Below are 26,412 nucleotides of genomic sequence, written 5' to 3'. Positions count from 1 at the left end.
TCGATAGCTATCCCTTCGAGCCCGCCTCGTTCGACGTCATCGCGTCGGTGGCCACCCTGCACCACATGGACGCCGCCACCGGACTGGCCCGCATGCGCGACCTGCTGCGGCCCGGCGGGGTCCTGGCCGTCGTCGGCCTCGCCCGGAACACCATGCCCAGGGATCTGCCGCGCGTCCTCGCCGCCATCGCTGTCGGCACCGTCCACCGCGCCAGGGAAGGGCACTGGGACCACCCGTCCCCCGTCGTATGGCCGCCGCCGGTGACCTACCCGGAGATGCGGGCGCTGGCCGCCGAGCTCCTGCCCGGCTCGCGGTACCGCCGTCACGTCCTGTGGCGCTACAGCATCGTCTGGCGCAAGCCGCGGGACTGAGCGGCGAACGGCCTCAGGGCCCGCCTCACGTCCTTACGGCTCGCGTCACGGTCCTCACACCCCGCCTCACGTCCTTACGGCTCGCGTCACGGCCCTCACAGCCCGCCTCACGTCCTTACGGCTCGCGTCACGGCCCTCACAGCCCGCGTCACGTCCTTACGGTCGTCACGGTCTCACCGGGCCCCGTCCGCGGCACCGTAATGGTCACGCGCAGACCACAGGGCTCGTTGGGCGCGTAGTCGATCGTGCCCCTGCCGGCCGCGAGCAGCGCGCGGGTGATGGACAGGCCCAGGCCCGAGCCCGAGACGTTCTGGTGGCGGCTGCTGCGCCAGAAGCGGTCGCCGATGCGGGCGAGTTCGTCCTCGGTGAGGCCAGGGCCGCCGTCGGCGACGACGATCGCCACGGTGTCGCCCTCCGTGCGCGCCGAGACCTCCACATGCGCCCCCTCGGGCGTGAACTTCAGGGCGTTGTCGACGACGGCGTCCAGTGCGCTGGACAGGGCCACCGGGTCGGCCCAGCCAGTGATGGCCGCGGGGCCGGTGTAGGCGAACCCGACCTCCTCCCGCTCGGCCACCGGAAGCCAGGCGTCCACCCGGTCCCTCGCCAGCTCCGCGATATCGGTGAGCCGCAGATCCGCGGCGGAGTGCTCGGCCAGGGCGAGGTCGAGCAGATCGTCCAGGACGCTGGCCAGGCGCTTGCCCTCCGCCCGCACCGAGGCGATCTCCTCATGGCCGTCCGGCAGCTCCAGCGCCAGCAGCTCGATGCGCAGCAACAGCGCGGAGAGCGGATTGCGCAGCTGGTGGGAGGCGTCGGCGACGAACGCCCGCTGCTGCTCCAGGACTTGCTCGACATTGTCGGCCATCTCGTTGAACGAGCGGGCCAGCCGCCGCAGCTCCGGGGGCCCGGAGGCGGCCGCGACGCGTGACTGCATCCGCCCGGTCGCGATGTCATGGGTCGCGGTGTCCAGGACGCGCACGGGCCGCAGCACCCATCCGGTGAGCCGGAAGGCGGCGCCGACGGCCAGCAGCATCGCGGCGCATTCGCCCCCGCCGATCACCAGCCAGCCGTGCAGGATCCGCGACCGCATCTGGCCGGTGGGCGAGTCGGTGACGACGACGGCCACCACGTCCCCGTCGCGGACGACAGGGGACGCCACAGTGAGCCTGCCGCGCTGCCAGGGCCACACCTGGGGCGGATCGTGGCTGCGGCGCCCGGCGAGGGCCTCGTCGAACGCCTGGGCGCTCTCGCCCGTGTCCGGCAGCCGCCAGCCGCCGGGCGCCTCGGCCATGGGCGGTGCGTCCCGGTCCCGGTAGAAGACCCCGGCCCGGATGCCGTACAGGTCGTGGTAGCGCTTGAGCTCGGCACGCAGGGTGCCCAGCCGCTCGTTCCCCTCGGCGCCGACCGCCCCGGTGGGCCCGGCGGTGACGAACTGGGCGAGCGCGGCGAAGCGCGCGGTGTCGTCGATCCGGTCGACGACGACACGCTGCTGCTCCCGGGCGGCCAGGCTCCCCGCGAGCGGGAAGCCGAGCGCGAGGAGCACGCCCGCCATGAGGACGATGAGGAGCGGGAGGAGCCGAGTGCGCACCGAGGGAGTCCCGGCCGCTCAGCCGACCGGCGCGACGAGGCGATAGCCCACCCCGCGCACCGTCTCGATCAGGGCGGGCATCCGCAGCTTGGAGCGCAGGGAGGCGATGTGGACCTCCAGGGTGCGTCCCGTCCCTTCCCAACTGGTGCGCCAGACCTCGCTGATGATCTGCTCCCGGCGGAAGACGACACCGGGGCGCTGGGCGAGCAGGGCGAGCAGATCGAACTCCTTACGGGTGAGCGAAACGGTCGTCCCGTTGACGGAGACCTGGCGGGTGGGCAGCTCGATGGTCACCGGGCCGAGCCGCAGCGGCGGATGGGAGCCGTCCGGGCTCTCCTCGGTGCCATGGCCCGAGTCGTGGGCGGCGGTGCGGCGGCTGACGGCGTGGATCCGGGCGAGCAACTCCATGGTGTCGTACGGCTTGACCACGTAGTCGTCGGCGCCGAGGTTGAGCCCGTGTATGCGGGAGCGCACATCGGCGCGCGCCGTCACCATGATCACGGGGGTGGCGGTGCGCTTGCGGATCTTGCCGCACACCTCGAAACCGTCCTGGTCGGGCAGGCCGAGGTCGAGGAGGACGACGCCGAAGGGGGCGCCCGAGTCCGGCAGCAGCGCCTGCAGCGCCTCCTCGCCGCTGCGGGCGTGGGTGACCTCGAAACCGTGCTTGGAGAGCATGGCGGACAGGGCCGCGGCGACATGGTTGTCGTCCTCGACGAGCAGCAGCCTCACCGGCCCCTCCGCCACCTTTCCGTATCTGGGGAGACGGGCTCCGTACGCGTCCCCGTCACCATGTCTTCGAATGCGGCCACGAACATGACCACAGGGCATCCACCCCGATCGACGGGCAGCCGTCAAGAGAATTCGGTCACACACTGGCTTCCGTTACGCAGCCGGTACGCCGCGCATCGCTCCGGTCACGCAGAGTGTCGCGTCGCAGCCATATCGTTATCCTCAATTTCAGCTCAGATGTAATGACGCTGGTCGCGGGCGCTCATTAGTGTCCTCCCAACCGAGGAGGACGGAGCGAGACGCCGATGAGCGAAGTATCGGTGACCAAGGACGCCGCACCGGTGGCGAACGCGTTGGTTGCGTTGTCAGGAGTCAACAAGCACTTCGGCGCGCTGCATGTGCTCCAGGACATCGACCTGACCATCAGCCGCGGCGAAGTGGTCGTCGTCATCGGGCCGTCCGGGTCCGGGAAGTCGACGCTGTGCCGCACGGTCAACCGGCTGGAGACGATCGACTCCGGCTCCATCACGATCGACGGCAAGCCGCTGCCCCAGGAGGGCAAGGAGCTCGCCCGGCTGCGTGCCGACGTCGGCATGGTCTTCCAGTCCTTCAACCTCTTCGCGCACAAGACGGTGCTCGAGAACGTGATGCTGGGCCAGACCAAGGTCCGTAAGACGGACAAGAAGGCCGCCGAGGAGAAGGCCCGTACGCTGCTCGACCGGGTCGGCGTCGGCGCCCAGGCGGACAAGTACCCCGCCCAGTTGTCCGGTGGCCAGCAGCAGCGCGTGGCGATCGCGCGCGCCCTGGCCATGGACCCGAAGGTGATGCTCTTCGACGAGCCGACCTCGGCGCTGGACCCGGAGATGATCAACGAGGTGCTGGAGGTCATGCAGCAGCTCGCGCGGGACGGCATGACGATGGTCGTCGTCACCCATGAGATGGGCTTCGCCCGCTCCGCGGCGAACCGGGTGGTCTTCATGGCCGACGGCCGGATCGTCGAAGAGGCCGAGCCGGAGCAGTTCTTCAACAACCCCCGCAGCGACCGGGCCAAGGACTTCCTGTCGAAGATCCTTCACCACTGACCCACTGACCCGCTGACCCACTGAGCCCGCCGGGCCCGCGCTTGGTCCGGCAGACCGCTCCACGTTCGCCACTGCGTATGTGAACCACGTACTGAACACAGAGGGATGGGCACCATGAGAATTCGTAAGACGGCCGCGGCGGCCACGGTGGTTCTCGCGCTGGCCGCGACGGCGACCGCCTGTGGCGGCGAGAAGGGCACCGCGGGGGACAAGCCGAAGGGCGGCGAGGTCTTCAGCGGCGACTACACGGTCGCGAAGGATGTCAAGATCGACTCGCCGACCCTGAAGGCGGCGCAGAAGCGCGGCAAGATCGTCATCGGCGCCAAGGCCGACCAGCCCTTCCTCGGGTTCCAGGACACCGAGGGCAAGCGCTCCGGCTTCGACATCGAGATCGCCAAGATGGTCGCCGCGGACCTCGGCTTCTCCGCGGACAAGATCAGCTTCAAGACGGTGGACTCCAACGTCCGCGAGACCTCGATCTCCAAGGGCCAGGTCGACTACTACGTCGGCACCTACACCATCAACGACGAGCGCAAGAAGCAGGTCGGCTTCGCGGGCCCGTACCTCACAGCCGGCGCCGACCTGCTGGTCCGCAAGGAGGACAAGGGCAAGATCACCGGCCCGGACAGCATCAAGGGCAAGAAGGTCTGCTCGATCGTCGGCTCCACTCCGCTCCAGGAGATCAAGAAGCCGAAGTACGGCGCCAAGACCACCGAGCTGAGCAAGTACTCGCTCTGCGTCAAGCAGCTGCTCGACGGCCAGGTCGACGCGGTCACCACCGACGACGCCATCCTCAAGGGCTACGCCGCCCAGCGCCCGAGCAAGCTGTACGTGGTCGGCAAGCCGTTCACCGAGGAGCCCTACGGCGTCGGCATGAACAAGAACGACAAGGCGCTCCGCGACGCGATCACCGACTCGCTCGAGAAGCACATCAAGAACGGCGACTACAAGAAGGCGTACGAGGGCACGCTCGGCAAGTCCGGCTCCTCCTACGTCGCGCCGAAGACGCCCCTGCCGCGCTACTGAGCAGGGCCCTTCGTCCGCTCGTTCGAGCAGGGCTCTCAGTCCGCCCGTTCGCCCGTTCACCTCGAAGCCGGTGCGCTCCGCACGCCGCTGACCTGACCGCTACCGCGGAGAATCGATGAACGTACTTCTCGATCATTTGCCCCAGTTCCGGGAGGGGTTCCTGGGAACCCTCTCCATCACGGCGGCCAGTGCGGCGCTGGCCCTCGTGCTGGGCGTCGTCATAGCCGGCTTCAGGGTGTCGCCCATACCGCCGCTGCGGGTGTTCGGGACGGCCTGGGTCACCCTGCTGCGCAACACCCCGCTGACCCTGCTGTTCCTGATCTCGTTCTTCGTGATCCCGCAGATCTTCTTCCCGGGGACGAGCCCCTTCGTCCTCGCCATGATGGCGCTGGGCTGCTACACGTCGTCCTTCGTCTGCGAGGCCGTGCGGTCCGGTATCAACACCGTGCCGCTCGGCCAGGCGGAGGCCGCCCGCAGCCTGGGGATGACCTTCTTCCAGACCCTCCGGCTGATCGTCCTCCCCCAGGCCACCCGGTCCGTGATTCCCCCGATGAGCAGCATCTTCATCGCGCTCACCAAGAACTCGGCCATCGCCGGGGCATTCAGCAACACCGAACTGTTCAATGTCTCGAAGCTGCTGAGTGACAAGGGCTTCGCGATCGGCTGGATCTTCCTGTGGATCGCGCTGTGCTACCTGGTCATCACGTTCGCCATCAGCGGTCTCTTCCGGCTGCTGGAGAACCGCCTGGAGGTGGCCCGATGAGCTCGAGCGTCCTGTACGACGCCCCCGGCCCCAAGGCTCGCGTCCGGAACCGCGTCTTCTCCGTCGTCGGCGGCCTGGCCGTCCTCGGGCTGATCGCCTTCGCGGTGGTGCGGCTGAACGCCAAGGGTCAGTTCGCGCCCGAGATGTGGGACATCTTCAACTACGCGGGGGTGCGGAACAGCATCCGCGACGGTGTGATCACCACCCTCAAGGTGTTCGCGGTCGCGGCGGTCCTCTCCCTCGCCCTCGGTGTGCTGCTGGCCACCGGCCGGCTCTCGGACCACAAGCCCGTCCGCTGGTTCGCGACCGGCTTCATCGAACTGTTCCGGGCCGTCCCGCTGCTGATCACCATCTACGTGCTGTGGGTGCTCTTCCTGACCTACCGCGCGGACCTGGGCCTCAGCGGTGACAACACCGGCTTCTGGGCCCTGGTCATCGGCCTGACCGTCTACAACGGCTCGGTCCAGGCCGAGGTCTTGCGGGCGGGCATCAACTCGGTGCCCAGGGGCCAGCGTGAGGCCGCGTACGCCCTGGGCATGCGCAAGACCCAGGTCATGATGACGGTCCTGGTGCCGCAGGCCGTAAGGGCGATGCTGCCGACCATCATCAGCCAGCTGGTGGTGACGCTGAAGGACACCTCCCTCGGCTACGTCATCACCTACCAGGAGCTGCTGTTCCAGCTCCAGCAGCTGGCCGGCAACACCGTCGTGAACGACGAGAACCCCTACGTCCCGGTGATCATCGTCGGTGGTGTCATCTACATCGCGATGTGTCTGGCCCTCTCCGCCCTCGCCACCTGGATCGAGCGGCGCGGCCGGCGCGCCAAGACCGGCATCCGGATCGCGGACGCCGGGGAGCCGCTCGCGGCCGCCGACGCGCTCGACGTCGTCGACCAGTCCACGGCCTCCGCTCCGGACGCGTCCGCGGGCAAGACGAACTGAGCGGGCAAGACGAACTGAGGGGACGTCCGGGCGACCGGGCGGACGCCGTCCGGGAGGGCCGGGCGGATGAGCGAGACCCTTACCAGGGCGGTGGCGCACGCGCCACCGCCCTTCGTCGCTTGACGCGGGCAGCGGCAGTGGGTTGCATGCTTTCTGTGATCGCTCACCGGGTTTCAACTGCCAATTTCCGTACGTCACGTACGACCCGCAGGGCCACAGGAACCGCACCGTGGACCCGGTGATCGTCGCCGGGGCGGGCCCGGTCGGCCTGACCCTGGCCCTCGCCCTCGCGCGCCTCGAGGTGCCCGTCATCCTGCTGGACGAGTCCACGGAAGCCGAGGAGAGCCGTCTGGCCCGCACCGTCGTGCTGCGCCCGGACGCCGCCGCCCTGCTGGAGCGGCTAGGCTGCCGGGTCACCGCCCGCGCCCGGCCGTGGACCGGATGGCGCACGATGCGGCGGCGGCAGCTGGTGCGGCAGGTGCCCCTCACGCCCGGTGGCCTCTTCGGCGGTTCGCCGTCGCCCGAGCGCGGCACCGGCGGCTGGGACGGCGGCCTTACGGAGGCCATGGACGCTCCCGAGGGTGATGCGCCCTCCTCCGAGGACGAGTCGGCACCGGTGTCGGCGCCCTCACCGCTGCATCTGCCCCAGCACGAGCTCACCCGGGCGCTGCGGGGCTCGCTGGCCGCCATGGGCGACGAGGACCTCGTCCGGATCGTCTCCGGAACCCGGATCGACGACCTGGAGCAGGACGACCACGGGGTCGGGGTGCGCACCCGGGGCGCCCAGGCCACCTGGTGGCGGGGCAGCTATCTGGTGGGCTGCGACGGGCCGCGGTCCACCGTCCGCAAGCTCCTGGGCGTGCGCTTCCCGGGCCGTACGGCGGTGGAGCGGCACGCCGTCGCGGCGCTGCGCGCCGAACTCCCCTGGCCCGGCGAGGCCCTGCTGCACCGCTCCCCGCCCTGGCGCAGCATCGACGCCGAGGTCACCGCCCGGCCGCTGCCGCACGGCCTGTGGCGGATCGACTGGCTGCTGCCGCCCGGCCGCGATCTGGTCACCCCCGACGCCCTGATGGTGCGGGTGCGCGACACCCTCGCGGGGTGGTGCGGCGAATCCGAGCCCCCCTATGAACTCCTGGACACCGGCGTGCACACCGTGCACCACCGGCTCGCGCTGCGCTGGCGTGTCGGGCGCGCCTTCCTGGCCGGGGACGCCGCCCATCTGCTGGGCGCGCTCGGCACCCAGGGGCTGGAGGAAGGGCTGCGGGACGTCGACAACCTCGCCTGGAAGCTCTCCCTCGCCTGGCACCACGGGGCCTCGGACGCCCTGCTCGACAGTTATCAGGCGGAGCGGCGCGGAGCCGTCGGGGCCCGGCTGCGCGCGGCGGACCAGTCGCTGCCGCTGGTACGCGCGGCCGGCGGCTGGCACGCGGTACGGCGCACCGTGCGGCCCGGCGGGGCGCGCGGGCACGACGCGCTGCTCACCGACGGTCACCTCGGGCGGGGTCCGCTGGGCGCGCCGCCGGTCTACGACCGTTCGCCGCTGGCCCCGGCCGCGCCGCTGGACGGCTCGATCACGGTGGGCACGGTGCTCGGGGCGCCGGTCGCCGATGTGCCGGTGACCGCTCCGGACGGCTCGGTCGTACGGCTGCGGGAGCGGCTCGGGCGGGAGCTGCTGGTGGTGCTGGTCGCCCCCGGCACCGGGGTGTGGGACCGCCGCCACTGGATGCGGGCCGGGCTGATGCCGCGGCTGGCGGCGGCCGTCGCGGCGCTGCCCCTGCGCACCGAGCTGCTGGTCACCGAGGCGTACCCGGGAGCCCCGGCGCACACCGTGCTGCTGGTGCGGCCGGACGGACATCTCGCCGCGGCACTGTCCGGGGTGCGGCCGGGCGCGCTGTACGCGTGCGCGGACGCGGCCCGGGGCGGAAACGCGGCCAGGGGCGCACCGGCGGAGGCGAGCGCACGGCGGTAGTGCGGGCACGGCGGGGCGCGCCCGCGCTCGCGCTGTGCGCCTGGTCCATCTCCGGGGCGCGCGGTGCGTGTCCGGGCGCGGGTAGTCGTCCGCGGGCGTGCGGGGCCAGGGTGCGCATCCAGGCGTGGTCAAGGCGCGCGTCCAACTCCGGGCCGATGCGGTTGACCTTCCTTTCCAGCACATGATTCACTTCGCAGCGTGACTGACACCTGCTTGCCTCGCTTCTGGCGGAGGGTCCATCTGGACCTGGTCCGCTACGCGGGCTGTGTCTGTCGTCCGTCCTGTTGATCCGCCCTCTTTCCCGCGCGGCTCGGCCGCGCCCCTTTCGCGATCATTCAGGACGGTCCTCTGTGCCCGACGTACGCACTTCCCCCTCCAGCCCCGTGCGCCCCTCCGCGGACCTCAGCACGGACCCCGCATCCGGTCCCGTCGCCCCGCCCAGCGCCGCGGAACTGCTCGACTTCGCCCACCGGACCGCCGCCGACGCCGAGCTCGTCGCCTCGCTTCCGCTCGATCCGGAGGGGCGCACCTGGCTGCGCCTCGACGGGCCGGGCGGCAGCGAAGCCTGGCTGATCGGCTGGCCTCCGGGCACCGGCACCGGCTGGCACGACCACGGCGGCTCCCATGGCGCCTTCGTCTCGGCGGCGGGTGAGCTCAACGAGCAGTCACTCGCCGCGCGGCTGCCCACCGAGGGCTGGAAGACCCTGGAGCTGGCCGACGGTGTGGACCGCGAGCGGCGGCTGCCCGCCGGGCGGGGCCGGGCCTTCGGACCGCATCATGTGCATGAGGTGATCAACCCGTCCGACACCGAGCATGCGGTGTCGGTGCACGCCTACTATCCGCCGCTGCCCCTCATGCGGCGCTACAGCCGCACCGGTCAGACGCTGCGGCTGGAGCAGGTCGAGCGGCCCGAGGAGTGGGGATAAACGCGATGGGCACGACCAACACGAGCAAGCGGAGCGTGGACGAGCTGCTGGCCGAGGCCCGCGAAGAACTCGACCGGCTGGAGCCCCTCGACGCCGCCGCGGCGCAGGTCGAGGGCGCGCTGCTGGTGGACATCCGGTACGCGGCGCTGCGCGAGCGCGACGGCACCATCCCGGGGGCGCTGATCGTCGAGCGGAACGAGCTGGAGTGGCGGCTCGACCCGCAGTGCGACCACCGGCTGCCCGAGGCCACCCACCACGATCTGCGGGTCGTGGTGGTGTGCAACGAGGGCTACGCGTCCAGCTTCGCCGCGGTCTCGCTGCGTCAACTGGGACTGGACCGGGCGACCGATCTGATCGGCGGCTTCCAGGCATGGCGCGCGGCGGGCCTCCCGGTCGACTAGCGCCCCGCATCTCGGGTGCCGGGACGGGCCCGGGAGCACTCGGAGGTCGGGCGCCAAAGCTCAGAGATCCGGAAGCTCAGAGATCCGGAAGGTGATGCTCCAACAGCTCCGTGTCCTCCCCCTCCTCCTCCAGCGCACGCCGCACCACCCGCAGCGCCAGCCCCTCGGCGTAGCCCTTGCGGGCCAGCATCCCGGCGAGACGGCGTATCCGCTTCTCCCGCTCCAGGCCACGGGTGGCCCTCAGCTTGCGCTCGACCAGCTCTTGCGCGGTCCGCTCCTCCTGATCGGCGTCGAGCTGTCCCACGGCGTCGTCGATCAGGGTGGAGTCGACGCCCTTGGTTCGCAGCTCCCGGGCGAGCGCCCGCCGGGCGAGCCCTCGGCTGTGGTGCCGGGACTCCACCCATGCCTCCGCGAACGCCGCGTCGTCGATCAGACCGACGTCCTCGAACCGGGACAGCACCTCCTGCGCCGCGTCATCGGGGATGCCCCGGGTGCGCAGCGCGTCCGCGAGCTGCTTACGCGTGCGCGGGGTCCCGGTGAGCAGGCGCAGGCAGATTGCCCGCGCCTGCTCCTCCGGGCCCGGCGGCGCCCCCTGCTCGGCCCTCGACGAGGAGGGGGCGCCGCTGTCCGGACGGTCCGGGCGCTCCGGACGGCCTGGGCCGTCCGGCCATTCGGTCCGCCGTGTCATGGATCAGCTCTTGGCCGCGGCGGTCTTGGCCGCCTTCGCCCCGGACTTGGCCGCCGGGGCGGCCACGGCCTTCGCCGGTGCGGCGGCGGCCACGCCCGCGGCACCCGCCGCGTCCGCGGTGGGCTCCGCGGCGGCCGGGTCCTGGGGCTTCACCCCGATGCCGAGCTTTTCCTTGATCTTCCTCTCGATCTCATTGGCGAGATCGGGGTTGTCCTTCAGGAAGTTGCGGGCGTTCTCCTTGCCCTGGCCGAGCTGGTCGCCCTCGTAGGTGTACCAGGCACCGGACTTGCGGACGAAGCCGTGCTCAACGCCCATGTCGATCAGACCGCCCTCGCGGCTGATGCCCTGGCCGTAGAGGATGTCGAACTCGGCCTGCTTGAAGGGCGGCGCGACCTTGTTCTTGACGACCTTGCAGCGGGTACGGTTACCGACCGCGTCGGTGCCGTCCTTGAGGGTCTCGATGCGACGGATGTCGATGCGGACCGAGGCGTAGAACTTCAGCGCCCGGCCACCGGTCGTCGTCTCCGGGGAGCCGAACATGACGCCGATCTTCTCGCGCAGCTGGTTGATGAAGATCGCGGTGGTCTTGGACTGGTTCAGCGCGCTGGTGATCTTGCGGAGCGCCTGGCTCATCAGCCGGGCCTGGAGACCGACGTGGGAGTCGCCCATCTCGCCCTCGATCTCCGCGCGCGGCACCAGGGCGGCGACGGAGTCGATGACGATGAGGTCGAGAGCGCCGGAGCGGACCAGCATGTCCACGATCTCGAGCGCCTGCTCGCCGTTGTCCGGCTGGGACAGGATCAGCGAGTCGGTGTCCACGCCGAGCTTCTGCGCGTAGTCCGGGTCGAGGGCGTGCTCCGCGTCCACGAAGGCGACCGTGCCACCCGCCCGCTGGGCGTTGGCCACCGCGTGCAGGGTCAGGGTCGTCTTACCCGAGGACTCCGGGCCGTAGACCTCCACCACGCGGCCGCGTGGCAGGCCGCCCACGCCGAGGGCGACGTCGAGAGCGGTCGACCCGGTGGGGATCACCTCAATGGGGTCGTTCGGCCGGTCGCCCATGCGCATCACGGCGCCCTTGCCGAATTGCCGTTCAATCTGTGCGAGCGCGGCGTCGAGGGCCTTCTCGCGGTCGGTTCCTGCCATGGGTCCCACCCGGTTTGCTTGAGTCGATCGCTTCACGTCCAAGACGCTAGCGCCTGCCACTGACAAGCGGCCCTGTCGTCCTCGGCCTGTGGATAACTGCCGGGGGCCTCCATAAGAATGGATGTTCGATTTTTGTGTCAACCACGCCGCGCCAGCGCGGCGCGGATCCGCGCGAGGGCCGAGAGTCCGCGCCGCCGCGTGCGCCCGTGCACCCGCAGATCGTCGGTCACGTCATAGCGCTTGATGTACGCGCCGAGGAACGCCTGGAGCGTCGCGGTCGCCGGAATCGCGATCAGCGCGCCCACCGCGCCCAGCAGCGCGGTGCCCGCTATCACCGATCCGAAGGAGACGGCCGGGTGGATGTCCACCGTCCTGGCGGTGATCCTCGGCTGGAGCAGATAGTTCTCGAACTGCTGGTAGATCACGACGAAGATCAGGACCCACAGCGCGTACCAGGGCTCGATGGTGAACGCGATCAGCATCGGCAGGGCCCCGGCCAGGTAGGTGCCGATGGTCGGGATGAACTGCGAGATCAGCCCCACCCAGACGGCGAGCGCCGGGGCGTAGGGCACGCCCAGGGCCTCCAGCAGGATGTAGTGGGCGACACCGGAGATCAGGGCCATCAGCCCGCGGGAGTAGATGTAGCCGCCGGTCTTGGCGACCGCGATCTCCCAGGCGCGCAACACCTCGACCTGCCGGGTCGGCGGCAGCACCGAGCACAGGGCACGGCGCAGCCGGGGGCCGTCGGCGGCGAAGTAGAAGGCGAACAGGGTCACCGTCAGCGTCTTGAACAACCCGCCGAGCACCTGTGTGGAGACGTCCAGCACATTGTCGGCACTGTTCTTGACGTAGCTCTGCAGCCAGTCGGAGTGCAGCAGGCTGTCCTGGATCTCCAGACGCGACAGATGCGTGTGGAACGTGTCGTTGATCCAGCGGACCACGTCGTCGAGGTACTTCGGGAAGTCCTGGACCATGGTCATGATCTGGTCGGCGAGCATCGAACCGAGCAGGGTGAAGAAGCCCGCGGTGCCGATGAGGATGGCGAGAAAGACCAGTCCGGTGGCCAGCCCCCGGCGCATTCCGCGGGCGGCCATCCGGTCCACGGCCGGTTCGATCGCGAGCGCCAGGAAGAACGCGATCAGGATGTTCAGCAACAGCCCGGTCAGCTGGTCGAAGGCCCAGGTCGCAAGGCGGAAACAGGCCACCAGCGCGAGTGCGAGCACCATGGCGCGCGGCAGCCAGCGCGGCATGCGCGCGGCGGGTTGCGGGGATTCCGAGGAGGCCCGAGCGGCGCTCGGGTTGTCGTCGGCGTCGGAGGAGAGGGTCTCTTCGGTCGGGGCCACGGAGCAAGTGTGGCGTACACCGGTCGAAGAAATCCGGCCACCCCGGGAAGCTGATGCGCCCGGAGCGCCCGGGGACCGCTCAGCGCCTGCTGTCGGGGATCTCCATCGCGGCGCAGACCCCGCGCCAGACGTCCTTGGCCTCCCAGCCTTCCCTCAGCGCCTCGTGCACCGTCCGGCCGCCGAGTTGCGACATCACATGATCGCGCGCGAAGGAGTCGGCGTACGCCTCGCCGAAGTGGTTCGCCATTCGCTGCCAGAAGTCCGTCAACCGCATGTGACCAGTATCGCGCTCCCGGGGTGCACCGGTGCGTGAGCCCCCTACCGACGGTGTCTTCCGGCCTACGGTCTGTCCATGGATCGATCCGCAAGCCTCCCCCCTTCGCCGTCGTCGCCCTCCTTGCCCACGCCCGGGACCGCCGAGCCGGCCCGGCCGGACGGGTCCTCCGCGCTCTCCCGCGCCGAGCGGTTCGTCTGGCTGTCCGCCCGCGTGCTGGAACAGCGCAGATTCGCGTATCACTTCCTGGGCGGCGGCGCCGAGGCGGTCGAGACCGCGCTGACCGCGTACCTGGGGACCGACGGGGGCTTCGGCCATGCGCTGGATCCGGATCTGCGCGGCCCGGTGAGCCAGCCGCCGCATGCCGTGCACGCCTTACGGGTGCTCGACGGGATCGGGCGGTGCGGCGGGCAGCGGGTGGAGCGCCTGTGCCGCTATCTGACGTCCGTGTCCACCCCGGACGGCGCGCTGCCCGTCTGCCACCCCTCGCCGCACGGCTATCCGGCGGCCCCCTGGGTCCCGTCGGCGGACGATCCGCGCGGTGATCTGCTGACCACCGGGCCGGTGGTGGGGCTGCTGCACCGCAACGAGGTGTGGCATGCGTGGCTCTTCCGGGCCACGGACTTCTGCTGGGCGGCGGTCGCCGCCCTGGCGGAGGGCGGTGCGGCGGCGCGTCCGTACGAGGTCGCCGCGGCCGTCGCCTTCCTCGACGGGGCACCGGACCGGGCCCGGGCCGAGGCGGCGGCCGAGCGGCTCGGCCGCCGGGTGCGGGAGGAGCGGCTGATCGTGCCGCCCCCGGCCGCCGGGCCCGCCGAGGACCGCCCCTCGGCGCCGGGGCCCTGTGAGCCCCTCCAGGTGCACGACATGCCCCTCCAGGTGCACGACATCGCCCGTACGCCCGGCTCGCCGGCGCGCCGGTGGTTCACCGACGCCGAGGTGGAGCGGTCCCTGGACGCTCTCGTGGCCGCGCAGCAGGAGGACGGCGGCTGGCCGCCGCCCCGGCGTGCCTGGACGCCGGGGGCCACGCTGGAGTGGCGGTCGGTGGCGACCATCGAGGCGCTGCTGACGCTGCGGGCTTACGGGCGGCGGATCTGAGCGCGGGCGTCCGGGGCGGTCACAGGGCCCGGACGCCGGCCGTGACGGCTACGGCCACGGCGACCACCACCAGGAAGGGGGCGCGGAGCACCAGCGCGAGCGCCGCCGCACCCAGCCCGGCCGCCCTCGCGTCCAGGAGGAGCTGCCGGCCGTCGCTGAAGGTCTGCTGGGCGGTGAGCGCGGCCAGCAGCGCCACGGGCAGCAGCGCGGCCAGACGCCTGACGAGCGGGCGCTCCAGGACTCCGGCGGGTACCGAGAGGCCCAGCAGCTTGACCAGGTAGCAGCCCGCCGCGGTGACGCCGATGGCGATCCAGGTCGTCATCGGCGCTCACCCTCCGTGCCGCGCGCCATGCGCCCGTGCACCGTAAGGACGACGGGCGCGGCGAGCGCCGCCACCAGGACCGGGACCCCGGCGGGCAGCACCGGCTGGCAAAGGAGCACCAGCAGGACGCCGACACCGGCCACGGCCCGTTCGACGGTGCCGCTGAGCATGGGTGCCAGCAGGGCGAGGAAGACGGCGGGCCCGGCGGCGTCCAGGCCCCAGGCGTCGGTGTCGCCGAGGGCGGACGCCCCCAGGGCGCCGATCAGCGTGGTGAGGTTCCACAGGACGTACAGCGTCAGCCCGGTGACGGTGAAGCCCAGGCGCGCGGTGCGCCGGTCGGGCTGGGCGAGGGCGACGGCCGAGGTCTCGTCGATGACCCATTGGGCCGCCAGGGGGCGCACCGCGCGCGGCAGCCCGAGGAGTCCGGACAGCCGCAGCCCGTAGAAGGCGTTGCGCACCCCGAGGAAGAACGCCCCGGCGGCGGCGGTGAACGGATTGCCGCCCGCCGCCAGCGCGCCCACGAGGGCGAACTGCGACGCCCCGGTGAAGACCAGCAGGCTGAGCGCGCAGGTCTGCAGCAGGCCGAGCCCGGCGCCCGCCGACGTCACCCCGAAGGCGAAGCCGGAGAGCCCCACCGCGACACCGACGCCCAGGGCGTCGCGGACGACGGCCGAGTCCGCCGGGGGCGCGGCGGGATCGGTTTGTATCTCTATCTGTTCTGACACAGCGCGCACGTTAGGAGAGCGCTTCGGCTCCGGTCTTGTACGTTCTTGCGCGCTCGCGCCGGTAGGCGCCCGGTGGCACCCCCACGATCCGGGTGAAGTGACGGTTCAGGTGGGACTGGTCGGTGAAGCCGATGGCGACGGCCACCTCGGCGGGCGCGCTCCCGGCGTCCAGCAGCCGCCGCGCCCGGCGGACCCGCGCGTCGGTGAGCCAGGTGTGCGGCGGCATCCCGTAGACCGCGCGGAAGGCGCGCAGGAGGGCGAAGGGACCGGTGCCCAGCTCGGCCGCCAGCCGCTCCAGGGACGGCGGGTCCGCCATCCGCTCCTGGAGGATCGCGCGGGCGCGCGCCGCCGTCCGCGCACCCGCGCCGCGCGCCGTGCGCTCGGGGAGCGGGCCGCCGTGGTCGCGCAGCAGCCGGGCGAGCGCGATACGCAGCAGGCTGTCGGCGGCGAGCGCGTTGCCCTCCTCCGCGGCCCGGTGCACCGCGGTGACCAGCCGCGCTCCCTGGGGATCGTCGACGGTGGGGATCCGGAACCCGGCCGTGCCCCGGAGCGTGGTCGTCTCGGCGGCGATATCGGCGACCAGGTCCACGGCCGGGTACAGCACGCTGTACGCCCACCCCTCGGGCGCCCCCGCCCGTCCGGTGTGCGGCACCTCCGGGTTGATGAGCGCGAGCCCGCCGGGCCCGGTGCGCTCGATGGCGCCGCGGTGGTGGAACTCCTCGACGCCCTCGGTGATCGCGGCGATCACGAAGGTCTCGTGGGTGTGCCAGACGAAGGTCTTGTGGATGTAGCGGGCGCGCAGCAGATCGACGCCCGGAAGCTGGGGGTACCGCCAGTGCCGCGCGCTCTCCCGGTTGGCCATGGCACCATTGTGCGCCCCCGCCCGGGCCCCCTCTGACCTGCGACTCCGTCCATTGTCAGTGGTGCGGTGCACGATGGAGGGCATGGCAGGCTCGGCGCTCGACGGATTCTCCCCGGCCACCCGCGGATGGTTCACGGGTGCCTTCACCGCGCCCACGCCCGCGCAGGAAGGCGCGTGGCGGGCGATCGGCGCGGGCTCGGACGTCCTGGTCGTCGCCCCCACCGGTTCGGGCAAGACCCTGGCCGCCTTCCTGGCGGCCCTGGACAAGCTGGCCGGTGAGCCGGTGCCCGCCGAGGCGAAGAAGCGCTGCCGGGTGCTCTATGTCTCCCCGCTGAAGGCCCTGGCGGTGGACGTCGAGCGCAATCTGCGCAGCCCGCTGACCGGTATCCGCCACGAGGCGGTGCGGCTGGGCATGCCCGAGCCGGAGATCCGGGTGGGCGCCCGCTCGGGCGACACCCCGGCCGCCGAGCGCCGCGCTCTGGCCACCCGCCCGCCGGACATCCTCATCACCACCCCCGAGTCGCTGTTCCTGATGCTCACCTCCGCCACCCGGGAGGCGCTGCGCGGGGTGGAGACCGTGATCCTGGACGAGGTCCACGCCGTCGCGGGCACGAAGCGGGGCGCCCATCTCGCGCTGTCGCTGGAGCGCCTCGACGAGCTGCTCGAGCGCCCCGCCCGGCGCATCGGCCTGTCCGCGACGGTGCGGCCGGTGGACGAGGTGGCGCGGTTCCTGTCGCCGCGGCGCAGGGTGGAGATCGTCCAGCCGCCCTCGGGCAAGGAGTTCGACCTGTCGGTGGTCGTGCCCGTGGAGGACCTGGGCGAGCTGGGCGGTGCCCCCGCCCAGGAGGGCGAGGCGGGCGAGCGGCCGTCGATCTGGCCCCATGTGGAGGAGCGGATCGCCGATCTGGTCCAGGCCCATCGCTCCACCATCGTCTTCGCCAACTCCCGCCGGCTGGCCGAGCGGCTGTGCAACCGGCTGAACGAGATCGCCTACGAGCGGGCCACCGGTGAGGCCCTGCCCGAGGACCACTCCCCCGCCGAGGTGATGGCCGAGGCCGGTGCGGCCCGGGGCGCGCCCGCGCTGCTGGCCCGCGCGCACCACGGCTCGGTGTCCAAGGAGCAGCGGGCGCTGGTCGAGGAGGACCTCAAGGCGGGCCGGCTGCCCGCCGTCGTCGCCACCTCCAGCCTCGAGCTCGGCATCGACATGGGCGCGGTCGACCTGGTCGTCCAGGTCGAGTCGCCGCCCTCGGTGGCCTCCGGGCTGCAGCGGGTGGGCCGGGCCGGCCACCAGGTGGGCGCGGTCTCCACCGGCGTCGTCTTCCCCAAGTACCGCGGCGATCTGGTGCAGGCCGCGGTGGTCACCGAGCGGATGCGCGAGGGGGCCATCGAGTCGCTGCGGGTGCCCGCCAACCCGCTGGACGTGCTCGCCCAGCAGCTGATCGCCATGACCGCCATGGACACCTGGGACGTGGACGAGCTGCTGGCCCTGGTCCGCCGCGCCGCGCCGTTCGCCTCGCTCCCGGAGTCGGCGTACACCTCGGTCCTCGACATGCTCGCGGGCCGCTACCCCTCCGACGCCTTCGCGGAGCTGCGGCCGCGCCTGGTGTGGGACCGCGTCGCCCATACGGTCACCGGCCGCCCGGGGGCGCAGCGGCTCGCGGTGACCTCCGGCGGCACCATCCCCGACCGCGGGCTCTTCGGTGTCTTCCTGGCGGGCGCCGAGCCCGAGAAGGACGGCGGCCAATCGGAAGCAGCGCGAAGCGCTTCCCCTCGGGGCGGTGGCGGGCGACGGGTGGGCGAGCTCGACGAGGAGATGGTCTACGAGTCGCGGGTGGGCGATGTGTTCACCCTGGGCACCACCTCATGGCGGATCGAGGACATCACCCGCGACCGGGTCCTGGTCTCCCCCGCCCCCGGCGTCCCCGGCCGGCTGCCCTTCTGGAAGGGCGACCAGCTCGGCCGCCCCCTGGAGCTGGGCCGCGCGCTGGGCGCGTTCCTGCGCGAGGTGGGCGCGCTGCGGCCGGAGGACGCCCGCCTGCGACTGCTGGCCGCCGGTCTGGACGCCTGGGCCGCCGAGAACGTCATCGGGTATCTGGACGAGCAGCGCCGCGCCTGCGGGCATGTCCCGGACGACCGCACGATCGTCGTGGAGCGGTTCCGCGACGAGCTGGGCGACTGGCGCGTGGTGGTCCACTCCCCCTTCGGCGCGCAGGTCCACGCCCCCTGGGCGCTCGCCCTGGGCTCCCGCCTCTCCGAGCGCTACGGCATCGACGCCCAGGTCATGCACGCCGACGACGGCATCGTGCTGCGGCTGCCCGACGCCGATCTCATGGGCCTCGACCTCCTCGACGCGGACCCGATGCGCCAGGGCGTGGAGTACGACACCGAGCAGTCCCCGGTGGGCGCGGCCGATGTCGCGTTCGACAAGGGCGAGATCAACCAGATCGTCACCGACCAGGTCGGGGGCTCGGCCCTGTTCGCCTCCCGGTTCCGCGAATGCGCCGCCCGCGCGTTGCTGCTGCCCCGCCGCGACCCCGGTAAGCGCACCCCGCTGTGGCAGCAGCGCCAGCGCGCCGCGCACCTCCTCCAGGTGGCGAGCGAGTTCGGTTCCTTCCCGATCGTCCTCGAAGCGGTCCGCGAATGCCTCCAGGACGTCTTCGACGTCCCCGGCCTCACCGAGCTGATGGGCGACATCGAGGCCCGCCGGGTCCGGCTGGTGGAGGTGACCACCCCCGAGCCGTCCCCGTTCGCCCGCTCGCTCCTCTTCGGCTATGTGGCGCAGTTCCTCTACGAGGGCGATTCCCCGCTCGCCGAGCGCCGCGCCGCCGCGCTCTCCCTGGACTCGCGGCTGCTGGCCGAGCTCCTGGGCCAGGCCGAGCTGCGCGAGCTGCTCGACGCCGATGTCCTGGCCGAGCTGGAGCAGGAGCTCCAGTGGCTCACCGAGGACCGCCGGATCAAGGACGCCGAGGGCGTGGCCGACGCCCTGCGGGTGCTCGGCCCGCTCACCACCGCCGAGCTGGCCGAGCGCGGTGCCGAGCCCGGATGGGCCGAGGACCTGGCCGGGGCCCGGCGCGCCATCGGGGTCCGGATCGCGGGCGAGGACCACTGGGCAGCGGTGGAGGACGCGGGGCGGCTGCGGGACGCGCTCGGCACGGCTCTGCCGGTGGGCGTCCCCGAGGCGTTCACCGAGCCGGTCAAGGACCCCCTCGGTGATCTCCTGGCCCGCTACGCCCGCACCCACGGCCCGTTCACCTCCGCCCAGGCCGCCGCCCGCTTCGGCCTCGGCGCGGCCGTCACCGAGGGCGCCCTGCACCGGCTCGCCGCGAGCGGCCGCGTCGTCCAGGGCGAATTCCGCCCACCCGTCACCCACCACCACCCTTCCGACGATGCGCTTCGCGCGACCTCTTCCTTGGGCACCGGCCAGGAGTGGTGCGACGCGGCGGTGCTGCGCCGGCTGCGGCGCCGTTCCCTGGCCGCGCTGCGCCATGAGCTGGAGCCCGTACCGCCCTCCGCCCTCGCCGCCTTCCTCCCGCAGTGGCAGCATCTGGGCACCCACAGCCTGCGCGGTATCGACGGGCTGGTGCGCGCGGTCGAGCAGCTCCAGGGCGCGCCGGTCCCCGCCTCCGCCCTGGAAAAGCTGGTCCTGCCGTCCCGGGTGAGCGACTACAACCCCACGATGCTCGACGAGCTCAGCGCCTCCGGGGAGGTCGTCTGGGCCGGTGCGGGCGCGCTGCCGGGCAAGGACGGCTGGGTCACCCTGCATCTGGCCGACACCGCCCCGCTGCTGCTGCACACCCCGCACCCCCTCGAGGCGGGCCCGCTCCACCAGGCCGTCCTCGCCTCCCTGGCCGGCGGGTACGGACTGTTCTTCCGCCAGATCGCCGAGCAGGCCCGCGCCGCCGGGCACGAGTTCCTGGATCCCGAGCTCGCCGAGGCCCTGTGGGACCTGGTCTGGGCGGGCCGGGTCACCGGTGACACCCTCGCCCCGCTGCGCTCCCTGCTGGGCTCGGGCCGTACGGCGGGCTCCACCGCCCACCGCGCCAAGCGCGCGGTCCCCCGGGGGCGCTATGGCGGCCTTACGGGTCGCACCGGCCGACCGACGGCGTCGCGCAACGGCCCGCCCACCGTCGCCGGGCGCTGGTCCCTGCTGCCGGAGCGCGAGCCCGAGCCCACCCACCGCGCCCACGCCCTGGCGCGCACCCTGCTCGACCGGCACGGCGTGGTCACCCGCGGGGCGGTCGCCGCCGAGGGGGTCGAGGGCGGCTTCTCCGCCGCCTACCGGGTGCTGTCCGTGTTCGAGGAGTCCGGCCAGGCCCGCCGCGGCTATGTGATCGAGGGACTCGGCGCCGCCCAGTTCGCGATGGACGGCGCGGTGGACCGGCTGCGCGCGGTCAGCACGGCCCGCGACCGCGCGGCCGCCCCCGCCTTCGACGGACAGCGGGGGCAGTCCCGGCGCGCCTTCGTGCTCGCCTCGGCCGACCCCGCCAACGCCTATGGCGCCGCTCTCCCCTGGCCCGATCCCCCCGCGGACGCGGGCCACCGGCCGGGCCGTAAGGCGGGAGCGATGGTGGTGCTCGTCGACGGGGAGCTGACGCTGTACATGGAGCGGGGTGGCAAATCCCTGCTCGCCTGGCCCTCGGGTGAGGCCGAGGCCGCCTCCCCGGAGGACGACACCCGGCTGTGGACGGCGGTCGAGGCGCTGGCCGAGTCCGCCCGCGCGGGGGCGCTCGGCTCGGTCACCGTCGAGCGCGTCAACGGCGCCCAGGCGCTCTCGTCCCCGATCGGCAAGCTCCTGGAATCGGCGGGCTTCCACCCGACCCCACGGGGCCTCCGCCTGCGCCCTTGATCAACAACCGCCGTCCGCGCGCCTGAGCGGCACCCTCCGCCCGCGCCTCTGTTCACCGGGCGCTCCCGCCTGCCCGCGCCCACCGGCATCATGGATGGCATGCCCGAAGGAGACACCGTCTGGCAGACCGCGCAGCGTCTGCACCAGGCCCTCGCGGGTTCCCCGCTCACCCGCAGCGATCTGCGCGTCCCCCGTCTGGCGACCGCCGACCTCACCGGCCGCCACGTGCTCGAGGTGGTCCCGCGCGGCAAGCATCTGCTGACCCGTGTCGAGGGCGGACTGACCCTCCACTCGCATCTGCGGATGGACGGCTCCTGGCAGGTGTACGGGCCGGACGAGCGCTGGCGCGGCGGCCCGCTCCACCAGATCCGGGCCATCCTCGCCAACACCGCCCACACCGCCGTCGGCTACCGCCTGCCCGTCCTGGAACTGCTCCGCACCGGCGACGAGGACCGGGTCGTCGGCCATCTCGGCCCCGATCTCCTCGGCCCCGACTGGGATCCGGACGAGGCGCTGCGCCGACTGCTCGCCGACCCCTCCCGGCCCCTGGGCGAGGCGCTGCTCGACCAGCGGAATCTGGCCGGGATCGGCAATGTCTACAAGTCCGAGCTGTGCTTCCTGCTGCGCGTGTCTCCCTGGCTGCCGATCGGTGAGGTGCCCTCCCCCGAGCGTCTGGTGGCCCACGCCAAGAAGCTCCTGGAGGCCAACAGGAACCAGCGTGCCCGGGCCACCACGGCCGAGTCGCGCCGCGACCGCAGGCTATGGGTGTACGGGCGCCCGGGGCGGCCCTGTCTGCGCTGCGGTACGCCGGTGCGCGCCGCCGACCAGGGGCGCGCGGGTCAGGAGCGCTCGACCTTCTGGTGCCCGAGCTGCCAGGCGGGGCCGCAGGGGCCCGTCCCGTCCTGACGCGGAGGGCCTCCCCGGCGGCGGGTGCCGCCCCTTCTGGGCGAGGGACCGCAGTGCACCGGCAGCAGGCTCAGCCCCCAGCCGCCGACCGCTAACGCCCCCTCCACCGGCCCGGCGTCCCCCGGCTGCACCGCCAGCCGCAGCACGGACCACCACCAGACGCCGCCCAGAGCGAGCGCGAGCACCCATCGGACCGGCCTGAGGCCCTGGGGGTCGGCCCCTCCGACGGCTGCCATGACTGCCTCCTTCGGCGACGCTGAGCGCTCCGCGGGAAGTGGCGCGAGGTGCGGTCGTTCATCCGCGGCTGCGTCGTGGCTGGTCGCGCCGACGCGGCGGAGCCGCACATCGACACAGCCCCGCGCCCCTTCGGGGCGCCGAACCGCACCGGACTTCAGTGAGGCCGCTTGGACGCCTGTTCGCACACGGCGGGAGGGCGCACAGGAGGCACGTCGGCGCGTGTCGGACACTCGTACTCCCCCCAGTTTGCCCAGCCGGTCGATACGGCGCACCCAGAGCGGGCCAAGGGGCCGGAGCGAGGCAGCCTCAGCCCATCCGGCCTGGCCCGACGTCCGCCTCTCGGCCGCACCGGCCGCGTTCTAGCCCCGCTGGCCGCCGTTCTCGGCCTGGAACATCCAGTGGTGCTTCTCCAGGTCACGAGTGAGCTCGATGAGAATGTCCTGGGTCACCGGGTCCGGCTCGTCGGTCGCCCTGATGCGCTCCCGCATCCGCCCGATCACCGCTCCGAGGGCGTCCACGAGCGTCCGGACGGCCCGCGCGTCATCGGTCCAGCCGTCCTTGACCGTGTCGACACCGCTGGTCGCGGCGACCGTCTGGGCCCGTCCGTCCGGCGGCACCCCGAGCGCAGAGGCCCGCTCCGCCACCGTGTCGGCATACTCCCTGGTCGACGCCACGACCTCGTCGAGCTGCAGATGAACCGTGCGGAACCGCGGGCCCACGACGGTCCAGTGGATCTGCTTGCCCACCAGGTGGAGGTCGACGAGGTCGACGAGGGCGCCTTGCAGCGCGTCGGCGACGATCTTGAGGTGCTCCTCCGGCAGCGGGCTCTTCACCACAGACATCCACTTCCTCCTGTTCGACCGTTTGGCCCCTCTTGATTGCCTCTCTTCCTCTGGGGTCACCCGAATCCGGCCGGACAAACATCGAGGCCCCGACCGGTATGGCTACCGGTCGGGGCCTCGGAGAGCTGGCTTCTCAGGGCGTTCTCAGGCCGCCACCACGTCCACGGCTTCCTTGGGCGTCTTGATGGTCACCCGCTCCTCCGGAACGCCCGTCACGGACGTCACAGAGACGGGGTTGAGCACGGGCCGCATGGGCGCCGGCACCTTCTCGGTGGTGGACGCGGCCGACTCGGCCAGTTCGGCGAGCGACAGCTCGTCGCTGACCTCGCGCATGACCTGCGACATCCGTACCTCCAGGGCGTCGCAGATGGCCGACAGCAGCTCGGATGAGGCTTCCTTCTGGCCGCGCTCGACCTCTGACAGATAGCCGAGCGACACCCGGGCGGAGGAGGAAACCTCGCGCAGAGTACGGCCCTGGCGCTGGCGCTGCCGGCGCAGCACGTCACCCAGCAGGCGACGGAGCAGAATCATCGCTGGCTCCCTCCTCGGACCTCGGATCCGGATCCTTCACGCCCCACCGTACCGCCTCGGGCTGCGCCCGTGCGGGGAGCGATGTCGTGTTCACTCAGGGCTGCAAACATCAAATCTCGTCGGGTTGTTCCGTATCCTTTGCCCCCGCCGTCGCGATCAATTCGCTGAACAGCAGCTTGACGGCGGCATGGACGGTCTGGCCGCGGATTCCGGCGCGGTCTCCTTCGAGCCGCAGCGCCGTCGCGGCCACCGCGTCCGAGGGCCCCGCGACAGCCACGTGAACGGTGCCCACGGGTTGGCCGTCCTGTGGTGTGGGACCCGCCACACCGGTGGTGGCCACGCCCCAGTCCGCGCCCAGCGCACGCCGTACACCCCGGGCCATCTGCCGGGCCACCTCGGCGTCGACCGCGCCGCGCTCGGCCAGCAGGTCCCCGTCCACGCCCAGCACCTCGTGCTTGAGGTCGGTGGCGTACGCCGTCACCGATCCCCGGAAGGAGCGCGAGGCGCCGTCCACCGAGGTCAGCTCGGCGGCCACCAGACCGCCGGTGAGCGATTCGGCGGCGGCCAGGGTCTGCCCGCGCCGCTCCAGCAGCGCCAGCACATCGGCCGCCGTCCCGCCGTCGCTCACCGCGTGGCCTCCTCCGTCGTCCGTCCCGCCCGGCGCAGCACGACCGCCTGCCGGACGTAGTCGAGGCCGGTGACCACGGTCAGGACGACGGCCACGGCCATCACCCAGAACCGCAGCGAGGCCAGCGGTCCGGTCAGCGCCAGGATGTACATCCCGACGGCGGTGCCCTGCGCGAGCGTCTTCATCTTTCCGCCCCGGCTGGCCGGGATGACCCCGATCCGGATCACCCAGAACCGCATCAGTGTGATTCCGATCTCACGGAAGAGGATCACTCCCGTGACCCACCAGGGGAGGTCGGACAGGGCCGACAGACAGATCAGCGCCGCGCCCATGATCGCCTTGTCCGCGATCGGGTCGGCGATCTTCCCGAAGTCGGTGACCAGGTTGTACCGGCGGGCCAGATGACCGTCGAAGAGATCGGTGATCATGGCGATGGCGAACGCCGCCCACGCGAAGGAGCGCCACGCCGGGTCGTACCCGCCATTGTGCAGCATCAACAACACAAACCCGGGCACGAGGAGCAGCCGCACCATGGTGAGGATGTTGGCGATGTTCCACAAACCGGCGGGGCTGACCGTGGCGGCGGCCGGTCGGCGGTGGCCTCCCGCGGCGGAGGCCGGGACACCCGTCATCTGTCCGCCTCTCCGGTGGACGCGCCGCCGCCCTGCCGCTCCAGCGGTTCAAGCGGCTCCGCGACGAGGTCCACTCCCTCCGTCGCGATCACCTTCGCTTCGACCATACGGCCCACCTCCGGCTCCCCGTCGGTGCGCAGCAGCGTCTGGCCATCGGTCTCCGGCGCCTGGTGGGCGCCACGGCCCAGGACCGCCCCGGTGTCGTCGATCTCCTCCACCAGGACCTCCACGACCTCGCCGAGCCGCTCCTCCGCCCGCTGGGCGGTCAGCTCCTCCGCGAGCCGCGAGACCCGCTCCAGGCGCTCCGCGACCACCTCCGGGTCGACCTTGTTCTCGTAACCGGCGGCCTCGGTGCCGTCCTCGTCCGAGTACCCGAAGACGCCGATCGCGTCCAGCCGCGCCGCGCTGAGGAAACGCTCGAGCTCGGCCAGGTCCTCCTCGGTCTCGCCGGGGAAGCCGACGATGAAGTTGGACCGGGCGCCGGCCTGCGGCGCCTTGCCTCTGATCGTCTCCAGCAGCTCCAGGAACCGGTCGGTGTCGCCGAACCGGCGCATGGCGCGCAGCACCCCGGGCGCCGAGTGCTGGAAGGACAGATCGAAGTACGGCGCGACCTTCTCGGTCGAGGTGAGCACGTCGATCAGCCCGGGACGCATCTCGGCGGGCTGCAGATAGCTGACCCGGATCCGCTCGATGCCGTCCACCGCGGCCAGCTCCGGCAGCAGCGTCTCCAGCAGCCGGATGTCCCCGAGGTCCTTGCCGTACGAGGTGTTGTTCTCCGAGACCAGCATGATCTCCTTCACCCCCTGCTCGGCCAGCCAGCGGGTCTCGCCCAGCACATCGGAGGGGCGGCGGGAGATGAAGGAGCCGCGGAAGGACGGGATGGCGCAGAACGAGCACCGTCGGTCGCAGCCGGAGGCCAGCTTCACCGAGGCGACCGGACTGCTGTCCAGTCTGCGCCGCAGCGGGGCCCGCGGCCCGGAGGCCGGGGCCACCCCCTCGGGCAGATCCTCGGGCGCGGTGTCCTGGGCGTGGCCGGGGAGCGCCACCGAGGTGGCGTCCTGCCGCTCGGCGGGGCTGATGGGCAGCAGCTTGCGGCGGTCGCGCGGGGTGTGGGAGGCGTGGATGCCGCCGGAGAGGATGGTCTGGAGGCGGTCGGAGATATCGCCGTAGTCGTCGAAGCCGAGCACCCCGTCGGCCTCGGGCAGCGCCTCGGCGAGCTCCTTGCCGTACCGCTCGGCCATGCAGCCGACGGCCACCACGGCCTGGGTGCGGCCGTGGTCCTTCAGATCGTTCGCCTCCAGCAGGGCGTCGACCGAGTCCTTCTTGGCGGCTTCGACGAAGCCACAGGTGTTGACGACGGCGACGTCCGCGTCGGCGGCTTCCTCGACGAGCTCCCAGCCGTCCGCCGCCAAGCGGCCTGCGAGCTCCTCCGAGTCCACCTCGTTACGGGCGCAGCCAAGAGTGACAAGGGCGACGGTGCGGCGTTCGGGCATGCGCTCAGACTACTTTGTCCCCACGACAGCCCCCGCTGCCAGGGCTGCCGAT

27 protein-coding genes are annotated in these 26,412 nt (G+C 72.3%); 12 read left to right on the top strand and 15 right to left on the bottom strand.

All coding sequences use genetic code 11. The features are described 5' to 3' along the window. Positions 1–47: 47 nt before the first annotated feature. On the top strand, positions 48–371 hold the full coding sequence (locus tag JK364_RS20765; RefSeq protein WP_372461970.1) for a class I SAM-dependent methyltransferase: 324 nt from the start codon (positions 48–50) through the stop codon (positions 369–371). 148 nt (positions 372–519) lie between these two features. On the opposite strand, the gene JK364_RS20760 is transcribed toward JK364_RS20765, so the two are convergent. Together JK364_RS20760 and JK364_RS20755 are read right to left on the bottom strand one after the other, a co-directional pair. Further along, the gene (locus tag JK364_RS20760) at positions 520–1,956 is read right to left on the bottom strand and encodes an ATP-binding protein (RefSeq protein ID WP_201852639.1); all 1,437 of its coding nucleotides are present in this window, start codon (positions 1,954–1,956) and stop codon (positions 520–522) included. A gap of 18 nt (positions 1,957–1,974) precedes the next feature. After that, on the bottom strand, positions 1,975–2,685 hold the full coding sequence (locus tag JK364_RS20755; protein WP_201852638.1) for a response regulator transcription factor: 711 nt from the start codon (positions 2,683–2,685) through the stop codon (positions 1,975–1,977). A 305-nt stretch (positions 2,686–2,990) separates the two neighbouring features. Between JK364_RS20755 and JK364_RS20750 the strand changes: the two genes are divergently transcribed. The 8 genes from JK364_RS20750 (at position 2,991) to JK364_RS20720 (ending at position 9,793) form a co-directional block, all read left to right on the top strand. Further along, positions 2,991–3,767: an amino acid ABC transporter ATP-binding protein gene (locus JK364_RS20750; protein ID WP_201852637.1), complete on the top strand. Its 777-nt coding sequence runs from the start codon at positions 2,991–2,993 to the stop codon at positions 3,765–3,767. Between the two features lie 114 nt (positions 3,768–3,881). Further along, positions 3,882–4,793, top strand: coding sequence for a glutamate ABC transporter substrate-binding protein (locus tag JK364_RS20745; RefSeq protein WP_201852636.1), 912 nt, complete (start codon positions 3,882–3,884; stop codon positions 4,791–4,793). Between the two features lie 115 nt (positions 4,794–4,908). Beyond that, the gene (locus JK364_RS20740) at positions 4,909–5,556 is read left to right on the top strand and encodes an amino acid ABC transporter permease (RefSeq protein ID WP_201852635.1); all 648 of its coding nucleotides are present in this window, start codon (positions 4,909–4,911) and stop codon (positions 5,554–5,556) included. Then, the gene (locus tag JK364_RS20735; RefSeq protein WP_201852634.1) at positions 5,553–6,497 is read left to right on the top strand and encodes an amino acid ABC transporter permease; all 945 of its coding nucleotides are present in this window, start codon (positions 5,553–5,555) and stop codon (positions 6,495–6,497) included. The genes JK364_RS20740 and JK364_RS20735 overlap by 4 nt, the downstream gene beginning before the upstream one ends. A 229-nt stretch (positions 6,498–6,726) precedes the next feature. Then, a complete protein-coding gene (locus JK364_RS20730) occupies positions 6,727–8,466 on the top strand; it encodes an FAD-dependent monooxygenase (protein ID WP_201852633.1) in 1,740 nt (579 codons plus the stop codon). A gap of 198 nt (positions 8,467–8,664) precedes the next feature. Continuing rightward, on the top strand, positions 8,665–8,754 hold the full coding sequence (locus JK364_RS58060; RefSeq protein ID WP_309471148.1) for a putative leader peptide: 90 nt from the start codon (positions 8,665–8,667) through the stop codon (positions 8,752–8,754). A 62-nt stretch (positions 8,755–8,816) separates the two neighbouring features. Then, the gene (locus JK364_RS20725) at positions 8,817–9,392 is read left to right on the top strand and encodes a cupin domain-containing protein (RefSeq protein ID WP_372461969.1); all 576 of its coding nucleotides are present in this window, start codon (positions 8,817–8,819) and stop codon (positions 9,390–9,392) included. Positions 9,393–9,397: 5 nt separating this feature from the next. Continuing rightward, complete coding sequence (locus JK364_RS20720; protein ID WP_201852632.1) at positions 9,398–9,793, top strand: rhodanese-like domain-containing protein; 396 nt, start codon at positions 9,398–9,400, stop codon at positions 9,791–9,793. Positions 9,794–9,869: 76 nt separating this feature from the next. Here the strand turns inward: JK364_RS20720 and recX are convergent, their stop codons facing one another. The 4 genes from recX to JK364_RS20700 all read right to left on the bottom strand — a co-directional run bounded on the left by recX (position 9,870) and on the right by JK364_RS20700 (position 13,241). Continuing rightward, complete coding sequence (gene recX / locus JK364_RS20715; protein WP_201852630.1) at positions 9,870–10,481, bottom strand: recombination regulator RecX; 612 nt, start codon at positions 10,479–10,481, stop codon at positions 9,870–9,872. Positions 10,482–10,484: 3 nt separating this feature from the next. Then, positions 10,485–11,624 (bottom strand): recombinase RecA, encoded by a 1,140-nt coding sequence (gene recA, locus JK364_RS20710; RefSeq protein ID WP_201852629.1) that lies wholly within the window; start codon positions 11,622–11,624, stop codon positions 10,485–10,487. Between the two features lie 137 nt (positions 11,625–11,761). Further along, the gene (locus JK364_RS20705; RefSeq protein WP_201852628.1) at positions 11,762–12,967 is read right to left on the bottom strand and encodes an AI-2E family transporter; all 1,206 of its coding nucleotides are present in this window, start codon (positions 12,965–12,967) and stop codon (positions 11,762–11,764) included. A 79-nt stretch (positions 12,968–13,046) separates the two neighbouring features. Further along, positions 13,047–13,241 (bottom strand): DUF3046 domain-containing protein, encoded by a 195-nt coding sequence (locus JK364_RS20700; protein WP_201852626.1) that lies wholly within the window; start codon positions 13,239–13,241, stop codon positions 13,047–13,049. Positions 13,242–13,319: 78 nt separating this feature from the next. Here JK364_RS20700 and JK364_RS20695 point away from each other — a divergent pair, with 78 nt between their 5' ends. After that, complete coding sequence (locus JK364_RS20695; protein WP_201852624.1) at positions 13,320–14,336, top strand: hypothetical protein; 1,017 nt, start codon at positions 13,320–13,322, stop codon at positions 14,334–14,336. Positions 14,337–14,355: 19 nt separating this feature from the next. Here JK364_RS20695 and JK364_RS20690 read toward each other — a convergent pair whose 3' ends face one another. Genes JK364_RS20690 through JK364_RS20680 form a run of 3 tightly spaced genes read right to left on the bottom strand, consistent with a single transcriptional unit; the run spans position 14,356 to position 16,245 of the window. After that, positions 14,356–14,658: an AzlD domain-containing protein gene (locus JK364_RS20690; RefSeq protein WP_201852623.1), complete on the bottom strand. Its 303-nt coding sequence runs from the start codon at positions 14,656–14,658 to the stop codon at positions 14,356–14,358. Next, complete coding sequence (locus JK364_RS20685) at positions 14,655–15,392, bottom strand: AzlC family ABC transporter permease (RefSeq protein ID WP_201852622.1); 738 nt, start codon at positions 15,390–15,392, stop codon at positions 14,655–14,657. The genes JK364_RS20690 and JK364_RS20685 overlap by 4 nt, the downstream gene beginning before the upstream one ends. A gap of 1 nt (position 15,393) precedes the next feature. Continuing rightward, a complete protein-coding gene (locus tag JK364_RS20680; RefSeq protein WP_201852621.1) occupies positions 15,394–16,245 on the bottom strand; it encodes an AraC family transcriptional regulator in 852 nt (283 codons plus the stop codon). An 82-nt stretch (positions 16,246–16,327) separates the two neighbouring features. Here JK364_RS20680 and JK364_RS20675 point away from each other — a divergent pair, with 82 nt between their 5' ends. Continuing rightward, on the top strand, positions 16,328–21,091 hold the full coding sequence (locus tag JK364_RS20675; protein ID WP_201852620.1) for an ATP-dependent helicase: 4,764 nt from the start codon (positions 16,328–16,330) through the stop codon (positions 21,089–21,091). A gap of 99 nt (positions 21,092–21,190) precedes the next feature. Further along, complete coding sequence (locus tag JK364_RS20670) at positions 21,191–21,997, top strand: Fpg/Nei family DNA glycosylase (protein WP_201852619.1); 807 nt, start codon at positions 21,191–21,193, stop codon at positions 21,995–21,997. Here JK364_RS20670 and JK364_RS20665 read toward each other — a convergent pair. The 6 genes from JK364_RS20665 to rimO form a co-directional block, all read right to left on the bottom strand. Further along, the gene (locus JK364_RS20665; RefSeq protein ID WP_201852617.1) at positions 21,931–22,233 is read right to left on the bottom strand and encodes a hypothetical protein; all 303 of its coding nucleotides are present in this window, start codon (positions 22,231–22,233) and stop codon (positions 21,931–21,933) included. The genes JK364_RS20670 and JK364_RS20665 overlap by 67 nt on opposite strands. Positions 22,234–22,593: 360 nt before the next feature. Beyond that, on the bottom strand, positions 22,594–23,076 hold the full coding sequence (locus JK364_RS20660; protein ID WP_201852615.1) for a Dps family protein: 483 nt from the start codon (positions 23,074–23,076) through the stop codon (positions 22,594–22,596). Positions 23,077–23,220: 144 nt separating this feature from the next. Next, positions 23,221–23,607 carry a helix-turn-helix domain-containing protein gene (locus tag JK364_RS20655; RefSeq protein ID WP_020868033.1) on the bottom strand — a complete coding sequence of 129 codons (387 nt, stop codon included), beginning with the start codon at positions 23,605–23,607 and terminating at the stop codon, positions 23,221–23,223. 109 nt (positions 23,608–23,716) lie between these two features. Further along, a complete protein-coding gene (locus JK364_RS20650; protein WP_201852613.1) occupies positions 23,717–24,235 on the bottom strand; it encodes a CinA family protein in 519 nt (172 codons plus the stop codon). Continuing rightward, positions 24,232–24,867 (bottom strand): CDP-diacylglycerol--glycerol-3-phosphate 3-phosphatidyltransferase, encoded by a 636-nt coding sequence (gene pgsA / locus JK364_RS20645; RefSeq protein ID WP_201852611.1) that lies wholly within the window; start codon positions 24,865–24,867, stop codon positions 24,232–24,234. The genes JK364_RS20650 and pgsA overlap by 4 nt, the downstream gene beginning before the upstream one ends. Continuing rightward, entirely contained in the window at positions 24,864–26,360 is a 1,497-nt protein-coding gene (gene rimO / locus JK364_RS20640; protein WP_201852610.1) for a 30S ribosomal protein S12 methylthiotransferase RimO, read from the bottom strand. Before rimO ends, pgsA begins: the two co-directional genes overlap by 4 nt. Positions 26,361–26,412 lie beyond the last annotated feature (52 nt).

Source organism: Streptomyces endocoffeicus (assembly GCF_016741935.1).
Classification (GTDB): domain Bacteria; phylum Actinomycetota; class Actinomycetes; order Streptomycetales; family Streptomycetaceae; genus Streptomyces; species Streptomyces endocoffeicus.
This window is presented reverse-complemented; position numbering and strand designations above follow the sequence as displayed.

Excerpts from the sequence above, each read along its gene's own strand:
- JK364_RS20750 (WP_201852637.1), top strand. The coding sequence starts at position 2,991 with ATGAGCGAAGTATCGGTGACCAAGGACGCCGCACCGGTGGCGAACGCG.
- JK364_RS20745 (WP_201852636.1), top strand. The coding sequence starts at position 3,882 with ATGAGAATTCGTAAGACGGCCGCGGCGGCCACGGTGGTTCTCGCGCTG.
- JK364_RS20740 (WP_201852635.1), top strand. The coding sequence starts at position 4,909 with ATGAACGTACTTCTCGATCATTTGCCCCAGTTCCGGGAGGGGTTCCTG.
- JK364_RS20735 (WP_201852634.1), top strand. The coding sequence starts at position 5,553 with ATGAGCTCGAGCGTCCTGTACGACGCCCCCGGCCCCAAGGCTCGCGTC.
- JK364_RS20720 (WP_201852632.1), top strand. The coding sequence starts at position 9,398 with ATGGGCACGACCAACACGAGCAAGCGGAGCGTGGACGAGCTGCTGGCC.
- recX (WP_201852630.1), bottom strand. The coding sequence starts at position 10,481 with ATGACACGGCGGACCGAATGGCCGGACGGCCCAGGCCGTCCGGAGCGC.
- recA (WP_201852629.1), bottom strand. The coding sequence starts at position 11,624 with ATGGCAGGAACCGACCGCGAGAAGGCCCTCGACGCCGCGCTCGCACAG.
- JK364_RS20700 (WP_201852626.1), bottom strand. The coding sequence starts at position 13,241 with ATGCGGTTGACGGACTTCTGGCAGCGAATGGCGAACCACTTCGGCGAG.
- JK364_RS20695 (WP_201852624.1), top strand. The coding sequence starts at position 13,320 with ATGGATCGATCCGCAAGCCTCCCCCCTTCGCCGTCGTCGCCCTCCTTG.
- JK364_RS20690 (WP_201852623.1), bottom strand. The coding sequence starts at position 14,658 with ATGACGACCTGGATCGCCATCGGCGTCACCGCGGCGGGCTGCTACCTG.
- JK364_RS20680 (WP_201852621.1), bottom strand. The coding sequence starts at position 16,245 with ATGGCCAACCGGGAGAGCGCGCGGCACTGGCGGTACCCCCAGCTTCCG.
- JK364_RS20675 (WP_201852620.1), top strand. The coding sequence starts at position 16,328 with ATGGCAGGCTCGGCGCTCGACGGATTCTCCCCGGCCACCCGCGGATGG.
- JK364_RS20670 (WP_201852619.1), top strand. The coding sequence starts at position 21,191 with ATGCCCGAAGGAGACACCGTCTGGCAGACCGCGCAGCGTCTGCACCAG.
- JK364_RS20665 (WP_201852617.1), bottom strand. The coding sequence starts at position 22,233 with ATGGCAGCCGTCGGAGGGGCCGACCCCCAGGGCCTCAGGCCGGTCCGA.
- JK364_RS20660 (WP_201852615.1), bottom strand. The coding sequence starts at position 23,076 with ATGTCTGTGGTGAAGAGCCCGCTGCCGGAGGAGCACCTCAAGATCGTC.
- JK364_RS20655 (WP_020868033.1), bottom strand. The coding sequence starts at position 23,607 with ATGATTCTGCTCCGTCGCCTGCTGGGTGACGTGCTGCGCCGGCAGCGC.
- pgsA (WP_201852611.1), bottom strand. The coding sequence starts at position 24,867 with ATGACGGGTGTCCCGGCCTCCGCCGCGGGAGGCCACCGCCGACCGGCC.
- rimO (WP_201852610.1), bottom strand. The coding sequence starts at position 26,360 with ATGCCCGAACGCCGCACCGTCGCCCTTGTCACTCTTGGCTGCGCCCGT.